General features: G+C 37.7%; 11 protein-coding genes and 1 pseudogene. 10 read left to right on the top strand and 2 right to left on the bottom strand.

Annotated features, from left to right (window positions below):
- Positions 1–120: 120 nt before the first annotated feature.
- A complete protein-coding gene (locus F6K40_RS41515) occupies positions 121–414 on the top strand; it encodes a hypothetical protein (protein ID WP_375340625.1) in 294 nt (97 codons plus the stop codon).
- 809 nt (positions 415–1,223) lie between these two features.
- Here F6K40_RS41515 and F6K40_RS35410 read toward each other — a convergent pair.
- Both F6K40_RS35410 and F6K40_RS35405 read right to left on the bottom strand, forming a co-directional pair.
- On the bottom strand, positions 1,224–1,505 hold the full coding sequence (locus F6K40_RS35410; protein ID WP_293143391.1) for a hypothetical protein: 282 nt from the start codon (positions 1,503–1,505) through the stop codon (positions 1,224–1,226).
- Between the two features lie 1,227 nt (positions 1,506–2,732).
- Complete coding sequence (locus F6K40_RS35405) at positions 2,733–4,577, bottom strand: NAD(P)H-quinone oxidoreductase subunit F (protein WP_293143388.1); 1,845 nt, start codon at positions 4,575–4,577, stop codon at positions 2,733–2,735.
- Between the two features lie 504 nt (positions 4,578–5,081).
- On the opposite strand from F6K40_RS35405, the gene F6K40_RS35400 reads away from it, so the two are divergent.
- From F6K40_RS35400 to ccmN, 9 genes and pseudogenes are all read left to right on the top strand, one after another.
- Positions 5,082–5,393: a carbon dioxide-concentrating mechanism protein CcmK gene (locus F6K40_RS35400; RefSeq protein WP_011613224.1), complete on the top strand. Its 312-nt coding sequence runs from the start codon at positions 5,082–5,084 to the stop codon at positions 5,391–5,393.
- 359 nt (positions 5,394–5,752) lie between these two features.
- Positions 5,753–5,833: pseudogene (locus F6K40_RS41685) on the top strand (hypothetical protein); the annotation flags it as partial.
- The gene (locus F6K40_RS35395) at positions 5,812–5,958 is read left to right on the top strand and encodes a hypothetical protein (RefSeq protein WP_293143381.1); all 147 of its coding nucleotides are present in this window, start codon (positions 5,812–5,814) and stop codon (positions 5,956–5,958) included. The pseudogene F6K40_RS41685 and the gene F6K40_RS35395, both read left to right, overlap by 22 nt.
- Before the next feature lie 88 nt (positions 5,959–6,046).
- Positions 6,047–6,388, top strand: a complete 342-nt coding sequence (locus tag F6K40_RS35390) for a carbon dioxide-concentrating mechanism protein CcmK (RefSeq protein ID WP_293143379.1) — start codon at positions 6,047–6,049, stop codon at positions 6,386–6,388.
- A gap of 244 nt (positions 6,389–6,632) precedes the next feature.
- The gene (locus F6K40_RS35385) at positions 6,633–6,770 is read left to right on the top strand and encodes a hypothetical protein (protein ID WP_293143377.1); all 138 of its coding nucleotides are present in this window, start codon (positions 6,633–6,635) and stop codon (positions 6,768–6,770) included.
- A gap of 150 nt (positions 6,771–6,920) precedes the next feature.
- The gene (gene ccmL, locus F6K40_RS35380) at positions 6,921–7,223 is read left to right on the top strand and encodes a beta-carboxysome shell vertex protein CcmL (protein WP_293143375.1); all 303 of its coding nucleotides are present in this window, start codon (positions 6,921–6,923) and stop codon (positions 7,221–7,223) included.
- 106 nt (positions 7,224–7,329) lie between these two features.
- Entirely contained in the window at positions 7,330–9,333 is a 2,004-nt protein-coding gene (ccmM, locus tag F6K40_RS35375; RefSeq protein ID WP_365673901.1) for a beta-carboxysome scaffolding protein CcmM, read from the top strand.
- Positions 9,334–9,912: 579 nt separating this feature from the next.
- Complete coding sequence (locus F6K40_RS35365; RefSeq protein ID WP_293143373.1) at positions 9,913–10,350, top strand: arsenate-mycothiol transferase ArsC; 438 nt, start codon at positions 9,913–9,915, stop codon at positions 10,348–10,350.
- 155 nt (positions 10,351–10,505) lie between these two features.
- The coding region (gene ccmN, locus F6K40_RS35360; protein WP_483143787.1) for a beta-carboxysome scaffolding protein CcmN at positions 10,506–10,852 on the top strand (347 nt) is incomplete at its 3' end.

Here is a 10,852-nt window from a genome sequence, read left to right as displayed (position 1 = left end):
GGAGAATTTTGTTATTATCAATGTCAACACAGGGGGAGGACATCACCTCTGTCTAAACAGCGGTCAGGGTTTCCCAGACTGAAGAATCCCGCGTTGTCCCGTAAGGGCAACGTCGGGAGTATGTCAAAATACTACTTATTAGGTATAGACTACTTAATTAACCGCGATCACTCCGAAAAATTCTATCCAATAATCGGGAATTATGCTCAAACTCTCCCCTACCAAGAATTTTATCAAGCTTGGCATCCTCCATTTCGGTTTAAAAAATCCGATTGTATGTCTTTATTATGGTCATTGCCTCTGTTAGTATTACTCCTAGTTTTTCTGTTTTCCTATATAGCGCTATGTCTTTTGCTTAGGACAATAAATTTGGGTTTTAAGAGAAATAGGGAAAAGAGAAGTGTCCTGAAGTAGATCTTCTAATATTTGCTTCTCGACCCATGAATAGTCAAGATTGGTTAGTGGTAAGGATGACATAGTTAGTTGATGGAGCGATCGCTGATTTTGCCACTTATTGATTTTAATTTATTTATTGGACAATAGTAATGAGATTGGAAATACACTCAAAAAAGAGCGTTGGCGGAGCAAGTGCGGCAGCTATATCGCCTGACATTACTATTGGACAATAGTAAACAGATTGGAAATATAGTCAAAAAACAGCGTTGGTGGAGCAAGTGCGGCAGCTATATCGCCTGACATTACTATTGGACAATAGTAAACAGATTGGAAATATAGTCAAAAAACAGCGTTGGTGGAGCAAGTGCGGCAGCTATATCGCCTGATATTACTATTGAACAATAGTAAGTAGATTGAAATATAGTCAAAAAACAGCGTTGGCGGAGCAAGTGCGGCAGCTATATCGCCTGATATTACTATTGAACAATAGTAAGTAGATTGAAATATAGTCAAAAAACAGCGTTGGCGGAGCAAGTGCGGCAGCTATATCGCCTGACACTACTATTGAACAATAGTAACGACATTGAAAATACACTCAAAAAACAGTGTTGGCAGAGCCTAGTGGCAGCTATATCGCCTGACACTACTATTGAACAATAGTAAGTAGAACAGATAAGCAGCTTCTAATTGTGGTAAAAAACGTGCTTATAAACGTTGTAATAAACGTGGTGATAAGTACATAATTAACTCCCTATTTTGTTATGATAATTCTGAACTTACTTCTAAGTTACTACGCAAAAATGATAATAATAAAGCATTTAAACGAATTAATTCTCACTATTAAATCTTGCCAATAATTCCTCCCTTGATAATTCTAAAAGTAAAGGAGTAAATTCCTCATTGAGGCGAGTATTTTCCCGATTAGCTCGACGGATAAAATCTGTATTTACCTCTAAAGTAGGGACGTTCCATGGAACGTCCCTCCGAATTTCATCAATTGTTACAGGATTTCTAAACGGTTCAAATAAACAAATTGTTGTGGCTAATTTTCCTAATAAACCTAAGACTTCTGGCGAAATTTTTGGTTGAGTTGATGGAGCAAAAAACACATCTACTTGTCTAACTTCACTGCGAATTTCTAGAGGAATTTGACATTCTCCTAATTGGGATAATAATTCTTCTAAATAATCTTTAGCAAATTGGTAAAATCAATTCAAAATTCAAAATTATTAATTCAAAATTATAACCTCTGCCTAAAGTCAGAGGCTTGAAATAAGGAAAATATTTTTGATTTTTTCGTTAAACAAGAACGAGGCTTAAATCCTTAACTAAAGCATTATTGAAATTCACTTAGAACTAAAATTTTTGAACTTTGAATTTTGAATTTTGAATTCAAAAAATGGTCATGGATAAATCTTGTCATAGGATTTAGGAGTCAGGATTCAGGAGTCAGGAGTCAGGAGAAAGAAATGATTTGAACTATTAAATTTTTAAATTCGTATTCAATAGAACATCTGTATTAAGAGGAAGTAATTTTTTGATTACTGTATAACCAGATTTTACAACAGATTTCAAGTATATGAAGTACAGAGGTTAACAACTACAGCAATGCATGAGGATGGTGAGGTACAGTTGAAGATTAATCTCTACTGTGTGTAACACAGGCTTCTAGCCTGTAACAAGCAGGATGCTTGTGTTACCAAAATTACTAAATCTGGACTTACGCAAAGGCACTATATATGGTGTACTGGTGCGTTAAGCTAGCGCTAACACACCCTACCAATAGCGTTCATACGTAAGTCCTATAAATGAAATTTTGTACCTCACTAACTCCGAAATTGCTGTAAGTGTGGCCAGTGCGGGCATCTTGCCCGCGATGGGTGTATAGCAGTCGAAGCAAAGATTAGGACATCTATACAATAGACTTCTTGCAGAAGTCAGGGAATAGGGAATAGGGAATAGGGAATAGGGAATGAAATTGTTGATTTCATATCTTGAATTGATTTCATTTTTTATTTTTGGAGATGTCTAATGTTCAAACTCAGTTAGGGATTACTTCTGACTTGCGCGTAGCGCTATACCTCACCAAAGTGGAATCCTCTGTATATCAGAAGAAACCGGGTTTATCCACAAAATTGGCGTTGCATAAATGCGCTTGGGATTTTAATAGTTTTGTGGAATGGGCATCTTGCCCGTTCCTGATATTTTTGGACAGGCAGGATGCCCGTCCTACTTAATATTCATCCCTTAATTCAGCAACGCCACAAAATTTACTGATATAACAATCAGAAAAATCAACCCGGTTTCTTATTTAGCTGCCTAATTCCTAATAAAGTTTAAAACGTGAAATCAATCAACCAAAGCACCCACATTCCTAATACAACAATTCCCAGCAGAATAGTCACAACATAAGATTGACCTTTACCAGATACCCCATACTTCAAACCTTGCCCGCTAAAAATAGTCGCCAAACCAACCAAATTAACTACTCCATCAACAATATAACGGTCGATCCAAGCATTTAACTTCGAGAGTTGACTAACCGCAAAAACTATAGTCACATCATAGAGGCGATCGACATAAAAATCATAAGCAAGCAAATCTTGAACAAAACGCAAAGGAGCTTGTATCGGTCTAGACCAAGTTCTACCTAACTCTATAATACTACCCAGAACAACACCAGACAAACCAGACGTTACCAACAAAATGACAACAGCCAAATTCAGATAACCCCAGTCAGGCAAAAGTGATAACCGTTGCATCATAATCGGAGTTAACAAAGTCACAATAATTAACGATACCATCGGCACCGCCATAGGCCAGGGAACTTCAGGCGATCGCTTAGTTTTAGGTTGAGGTTCACCCAAAAATACCAAACGGAAAACACGAGTTAAATTTAAAGCAGTCAGGAAGTTAACAAATAACAAAACAGGTACTACCCAAGGATCGATAATCCAAAAAACATCCAACCCTTCTCGCACCGCCCAAAAACCACCCAAAGGCAACAATCCCACTAAACCAGCAGTTCCTACCAAGAAAGAAGAAGTAGTTGCAGGCATTCGAGGTCCTAAACCACCCATTTCTGTGAGGTCTTGACTATTAGTAGTTAATATTACGCCCCCCGCACTCATAAACAATAGTGCTTTAGCAATACCATGTGCCAAAAGTAACAACAAACCAAAAGTCGTCCATTGTGTACCAACAGCAATAAAAACTAATCCCAGGTAAGCACTTGTAGAATGAGATAAAGCACGCTTAAGATCGATTTGAGCCAGAGCAACCAAAGAAGCTCCGATTGCAGTTACAGTTCCGATCGCCACCAATACATCTAGAGCTATGGGAGAAATAATTAAAATCGGCTGTATTTGGATCAGTATATAAGCTCCAATAGAAACTACCACCGTGTTTCGCAAAATCGAAGCCGGGTTTGGACCTTCCATCGCTTCATCGAGCCATAGATGCAGAGGAAATTGAGCGCATTTACCTATTGCCCCAGCAATTAGAGACAAACCTAACAAATTACCCGTAACAGGAGAAAGTTCTACTCTTTCAGCCCATTCATATAGATCGGTAAAGTTCATGCTTCCAGCCAAAGCTGAAATCGCAACTACTCCCATGAGTAGTAAAACATCTCCTACCCGTTTTGTTAAAAAGGCATCTCTAGCTGCTGTTACTACTAGGGGTTGAGCATACCAAAAACCAACTATTAAATAGGTAGAAAGGGTCAGCATTTCTAGCAAAGCATAGGAGACGAACAAAGAGTCGCTGATTGTCAAGCCACTTATTGCTGCCTCAAAAAATCCCATTAGTCCAAAAAACCTAGCTAATGCCCAATCCTTTTCTAAATATCCCAAAGCATAAACTTGGGCCAATAAACACAGAGCTATGACAACATCCATTGCCCCGATAGTTACTGATGAGATATTGAAGGCAAAAGATAGGTTAAGGTCTCCAGTCTCTAGCCAGTTGAATATGATTTCTCGTGGCTCTTGATTCCAGATAGCTTGATAGATAAGAACACCATGAATTAAGCCCAATAGGGTCATCAATAGATTAAGATAAGCTGCTGGCCGTGGCCCAGTACGTTTAATTATCCCTATTGACCATGGCAAAGCTAAAATTGCTCCAACTAAGCCATATAAGGGTATGCACCAAAAGGTTTGAATGAGAAACTCGAACATTATATTTCTTGACTTTCAATATTAAGAATAAATATATACACACCATTAATATAGATTCAAGTTATTATGAGTATATATACTGTTTTTTTCTGGTGAGAGGGGATTGACCCAAAAGTAACAAAAAAAATTAGGATTGATACCTAGAGGCTAAGGATCGCTAAATTCAGTATTAGACATCTTCAATAATCAAAAATCAAATCAATTATCATACAGAAATTATCAATTATTTCCCACTACTCCCTATTCCCTACTCCCTACTCCCTTTTTTCTGGAGATGTCTATTAACTATAAGGACTTTAATGGTCAAAGAATTTATTTTTATAAATCGCTTCAATTATGAATTATGATGATAGTTGCTATTGTCAACGATGCCATGTTTCTCTATTCTGAAAATATAGCATTGGATAGATTTTGATTGTAAAAATGGGAACTCCCTTCAAAGCTATCTAGAGACAATACTGGCCTCAATGCTTAAGTTAACTTCTGTCAATAGGAGAGAAAAGAATGCCAATTGCTGTGGGAATGATTGAAACTAGAGGGTTTCCAGCAGTAGTAGAAGCTGCTGATGCGATGGTTAAAGCAGCTAGAGTTACCCTAGTGGGTTATGAAAAAATAGGTAGCGCTCGTGTAACAGTAATTGTCCGAGGAGATGTCTCGGAAGTACAAGCTTCTGTTGCAGCAGGAATAGAGTCAGCTAAAAGAGTTGATGGTGGTGAGGTAGTATCAACTCATATCATTGCTCGTCCCCACGAAAACTTAGAGTATGTCTTGCCAATTCGATATACCGAAGAAGTCGAGCAGTTCCGAACTTATTAACTTAATTATTGGTAGCAGTCGAGATTACCTTAAATCTTTGGCTCAACCTCTATTAAGGAAGATTTTGTTTGGAGAATGTAGGAAATGATTTAAACTCTACGGTTAAACAAATTTTGCAGGTCAAAACATTATTGCTCCCTGCAAAAAAGTGTTTGACTCTAGCAAATTTAATGTTTGGGTAGAGCATTGACTTAATCCAAGAATAACGATTTAATACGTTAAAAAAGATAGTATTTAGATAGGCTTAGATAGGCTAGGCTCACCCATACATCAGATTTTATGAGTTTTGGAGACAGCTTGAGTAGAAGTGCCAATGGTACGGTTTTAAGCTAGTAGCAGATAGATTTTTTCCATTATCAAAGACTGGTTCTAACTGTGGTCATGTCCAAGATATGCCATTAAATCTGAGGAGTTTTGATTGCCTGGAGTGTGGTTTATAGCAAAAGGCATTTATGCAGAAGGAAAAATCTGGCTTTGTCTGGGTTTTAGGCTTTTGATGTTCCTAATCTTTGCTTCGACTGCTATATCTATATCTATAGATATCGTAATTTTAATGCAAATATAAAGATCCATAGCTAGGAAAAATCTATATATTGACTTAGCCAAACTAGAAACTAAATGAACCAGTAAAATAATATCACGGAGTAAAAATAATGTCAATTGCCGTTGGAATGGTAGAAACCCTAGGCTTTCCAGCAGTTGTAGAAGCGGCAGATGCAATGGTGAAAGCTGCACGAGTCACTCTTGTTGGCTATGAAAAAATTGGTACTGGTCGTGTAACTGTAATTATTCGTGGAGATGTATCAGAAGTACAAGCTTCCGTAGCAGCAGGAGTTGATAACGTCAGAAAGGTGAATGGAGGCCAAATTATGTCAACTCATCTCATTGCTCGTCCCCATGAAAACCTAGAGTATGTTCTGCCTATTCGTTATACTGAAGAGGTAGAACAGTTCCGCGACAGTACCTCTGGAATCCGTTCAGTCAACAGACCATAGAAGTAACTTGATTTCGGATGACAGATTTGAGTCAGAATTCTGAATCCTATAGACTTCTTGCAGAAGTCAGGGAATAGGGAATAGGGAATGAAATTATTGATTTCATATCTTGAATTGATTTCATTTTTTATTTAATGTCAAATAATTGCCTGAAACTGTTGTGAGTGTCAAAGTTTTTAGCCTATCAAATCTGGCATTCTGAATTCTAAATTCTCAATTCTGAATTCAGTGAAACGGTATTACTGTGACTAAATTTGAGATATGCGGTAGACTTAGTTGTTTTGGCTGTCGCCGACATGAAAATGCTTGTGGAGGTTGTGGTGCTGAAAGTAACTCTAGAAGCAGAATAAATCCACAAACATTACTATTGGTAAACTTATAGCAAAAGGCAGAAGGCAGAAGGAAAAATCTGGCTTTGCCTAGGTTTTAGGCTAATGATACGTGTCCTAACTTTTGCTTCGACTGCTATAAAAACTTTGTTCAGGTAAAACTAGAAAATCTAAAATCTGAAGTCATGTAATTCAAATAGATCATGCAAATTGCTAAAGTTCGTGGTACCGTTGTCAGCACCCAGAAAGAGCCTAACTTAAGAGGCACAAAGCTACTTCTGCTGCAGTTTTTAGACGAGGAAGGCCATCCACTACCAAAGTATGAAGTGGCTGCCGATAATGTCGGTGCCGGAATTGATGAATGGGTTTTGGTTAGCCGTGGTGGAGCAGCTCGTGAAGTACCAGGTAGTGAAAAACTTCCTGTAGATGCCAGAGTAGTAGCTATTATTGACACGATAACTGTGGACAATCGCATGATCTACGGTAAAAAAGACCAATATCGTTGAACAGTGTACTACCAAACTGTTGAACTGTTGGATGTTGAACTATAAACAACAAGAAATTTACCAAATACCCAACACCCAACATTTAACTGAGAGAGGAAAAATATAGATGCCACACCGTAACGAAGCAGCTCCACCTACCCCCTGGTCAAAAGATTTGGCGCAGCCAAAAGTTGACGAGACAGCTTATATTCACTCGTTTTCCAATATTATTGGAGATGTCCGCGTTGGATCTAATGTATTAGTAGCCCCTGGCACATCAATTCGTGCTGATGAAGGTACTCCCTTCTCTATTGGTTCGGGAACTAATATCCAGGATGGAGTAGTTATTCACGGTTTAGAACAAGGACGAGTCATCGGAGATGACCAACAAAAGTATTCTGTGTGGATAGGTGACAATGTTTCTATCACTCATAAAGCTTTAGTTCATGGTCCTTGTTATATCGGTGATGACTGTTTTATCGGTTTTCGTTCTACAGTTTTTAACGCCCGCATTGGTGAAGGGTGTATTGTTATGCTCCACGCTCTGATCCAAGATGTAGAAATTGCCCCCGGTAAATATGTGCCTTCAGGAGCAATTATTACAAATCAACAGCAAGCAGATCGTTTGCCAGATGTACTGCCCGATGATATGGAATTTGCCCATCATGTGGTGGGAATTAACGAATCTTTACGACAAGGTTATCTGTGTGCAAAGAATATGTCTTGCATTACCCCTATTAGAAATGAAATGAACATTAATTATACAAATGGTAACGGTTACAATTCTGCAGGAGGAACAGGTAAATTGACCCCAGAAATAATTGATCATGTAAAGCAGCTAGTATCTCAAGGATATTATGTTGGTACAGAACACGCTGATACTCGTCACTTCAAAACAGGTTCTTGGCAGACTTGTTCTCCAATTGAAAGCACTAATTCTTCAGAAGTAGTGGCAGCTCTAGAAGGTTGTATAGCAGAACACGCTGCGGAGTACGTGCGGATGTTTGGTATAGATCCTAAAGCTAAACGTCGCATATCTCCAATTATGATTAAACGTCCTGATGGCAAAAAAGTTGCTCAAAAATCAACTACTGGTAACTACAGTGTTCCTGCTGCTCCTACCAGGGTTCAAACTACTACTGGAAATACTACAGGTTTAACTCCAGAAGTAGTAAACCAAGTTAATTCTTTGATGTCTCAAGGATGCAAAATTGGTACAGAGTATGCTAATGAACGTCGGTTTAAAACTAGCTCTTGGCAAAATGGTCCGACTATTCCAAGTTTGACTGATCTAGAACAATTTTTAGGAGAACACACTGGTGAATATGTCCGTTTAATTGGTGTTGATCCTAATGTTAGACGTCGTGTTGCTGAAATATTAATTCAAAAGCCAGGCGATCGCTCAATTCAACAATCTGTATCTACTGCTCCAAGTTATCAAGCTCCTGTATCTAGCCAAGTTACTGGAACAAATAATGGATTAAGTCAGGAAGTTGTCGATCAAGTACGTTCATTATTTAGTCAAGGGTATCGGATTAGCTTAGAACACGCTAATGAACGTCGCTTTAAGACTAGCTCCTGGATGAGTGGCGCTCCTATCTCTGCTACTAATCCGTCTCAAGCAATGGCTGAACTAGAACAAGCTTTAGCAGAATATAGTGGGGAGTATGTACGTTTAATTGGTGTTGATACTAATGCTAAACGTCGGGTGTTGGAAACTGTGATTCAACAACCAAATGGTAATGGAAAAGGTCAAGGTTTTGCTGCTCTTAAGGCTACTTCTAATGGAGGAGCAGTCAATGGTTCTCAACCATCACCTGTTTATAGCAGTCCAACGGCTACTTCTACAACCCAGAAGTTAAGTCAAGAGGCTGTGGAACAAATTCGTTCTTTGATTGCGGGTGGTTATAAAATTGGTACGGAATATGCCGATAAACGTCGTTTCCGCACTAGCTCTTGGAAAACTGATACTCAAATAGATGCTCAACGTGAGGCGGATGTTTTCCCAGTTCTGGAGGAAAGTTTGGCTCAACATGAGGGAGAATATGTCCGCTTGATTGGTATCGATCCTAAAGCCAGACGTCGTGTTTTAGAAATGATTATTCAGCAACCTAATGGCAAGGTTAATTAGAAGTAGAGGTTAGATTTTAGGTAGTAGGTTTTAGCCAGAGCAATGATCTAGAACCTACAACCTATACGCGGAATTCAAAATTCAAAATTCAAAATTCAAAAGTATTGGTTATACCATATGGTATTATTCAACAATTAATAATGAATAATTAATAATTAATAATTACCAAAAAACGAGGTCTAAAGCCTCCCCTTTTAAGGGGATGAAAAAGCGATCGAGGGATGGCGAGGTTTCCTCGCCATATCCAATCGACCAAGAGAATATTTAATTCAGTATTTCAAGTCTTTGATTTTAGTCGGAGGTTCACTGATAACTGATAACTGATAACTGATAACTGAAATGACCTCTCCTTGAAAAGAAGAGGATTGACTAATTATGAAAATTTTTATTTATTATCCTCTTAAAAGGGGAGGCTTTAAACCAAAAATTTTTCGGTAAGGTTTTTAGGATTTTGTAAGTGGTCAGTTATTTATTCTATCCTGCACTACTGAAAATAATCAAACAATTCAATGGTGAAAAATTGAAAGTTTTGCTTGTGATTTTCTAGTGCTTTATATCACTAGAATTAATAAATTAATAGTGATAAAAAAAGTTATTTTTCTTTGTACGGGTAATTATTATCGTAGTAGATTTAGTGAGTATTTTTTCAATAATTTAGCCTCAAAAAAAGGAGTAAAATGGGAAGCAGATTCACGGGGTTTGAATGTTCGTACAGAATCTGGTAATGTGGGGGCTATTTCATCGGAGGTTATCAAAGCTTTAGAATCTTTAGGTATTCAAATTGATTCTGCATCTTTAAGAGAACCAATGCAAGTTGAAAAAACAGATTTAGAAAGCGCTACTCATATTGTTGCTGTTGATGAAGTTGCTCATCGTCCTTTAATAGAATCTCAGTTTCCTGAATGGGTTGATAAAATTGAATATTGGTTAGTTAAAGATTTGGATGAAAATCCTGATGAACCTCCTCTTTTGCAACTACAAAATAATATTCTTTTACTTCTAGAAAAATTAGATTAACAGGACTTAGGCAAATTATTAAATAATACGCTATCTGTAGGGGCGAATGGCCATTCTAGATATAGTGATTATGCGTAAGTGCTGAATTATGACCACTTATTTAACTTTTATTACTTAATATTTGATGATTAAAACTATTATAAAAAGGAGTATTTATGCAGTTGCCGCCACTACAACCTCTTACAAATATTGAGCCTTTTGTTAGTGGTGATGTAAAAATAGATCCGAGTGTGGCGATCGCTCCTGGTGTTATTATTCAAGCTGCTAATAATTGTCAGGTTATTATTGGAGCGGGGGTTTGTATTGGTATGGGAACTATTATTCATGCTTACCAGGGCAATATCGAAATTGAATCGGGAGTTACTATTGGTTCGGGAGTTTTATTAGTTGGTAAAAGTAAGATTGGCTCTAATGTTTGTGTTGGTTCTTTGACAACTATTATAGAACAAGATTTAGAATCAGAGAAAGTTGTGTTACCTGCTTCTATTATTGGTAACTCAGG

The organism is Okeania sp. SIO3I5, assembly GCF_010672085.1.
Lineage (GTDB): Bacteria > Cyanobacteriota > Cyanobacteriia > Cyanobacteriales > Microcoleaceae > Trichodesmium.
Note: the sequence above shows the minus strand (reverse complement) of the source record. Positions and strands in the feature narration are given on the sequence as shown.

Excerpts from the sequence above, each read along its gene's own strand:
- F6K40_RS41515 (WP_375340625.1), top strand. The coding sequence starts at position 121 with ATGTCAAAATACTACTTATTAGGTATAGACTACTTAATTAACCGCGAT.
- F6K40_RS35390 (WP_293143379.1), top strand. The coding sequence starts at position 6,047 with ATGTCAATTGCCGTTGGAATGGTAGAAACCCTAGGCTTTCCAGCAGTT.
- ccmM (WP_365673901.1), top strand. The coding sequence starts at position 7,330 with ATGCCACACCGTAACGAAGCAGCTCCACCTACCCCCTGGTCAAAAGAT.
- F6K40_RS35400 (WP_011613224.1), top strand. The coding sequence starts at position 5,082 with ATGCCAATTGCTGTGGGAATGATTGAAACTAGAGGGTTTCCAGCAGTA.
- ccmL (WP_293143375.1), top strand. The coding sequence starts at position 6,921 with ATGCAAATTGCTAAAGTTCGTGGTACCGTTGTCAGCACCCAGAAAGAG.
- F6K40_RS35405 (WP_293143388.1), bottom strand. The coding sequence starts at position 4,577 with ATGTTCGAGTTTCTCATTCAAACCTTTTGGTGCATACCCTTATATGGC.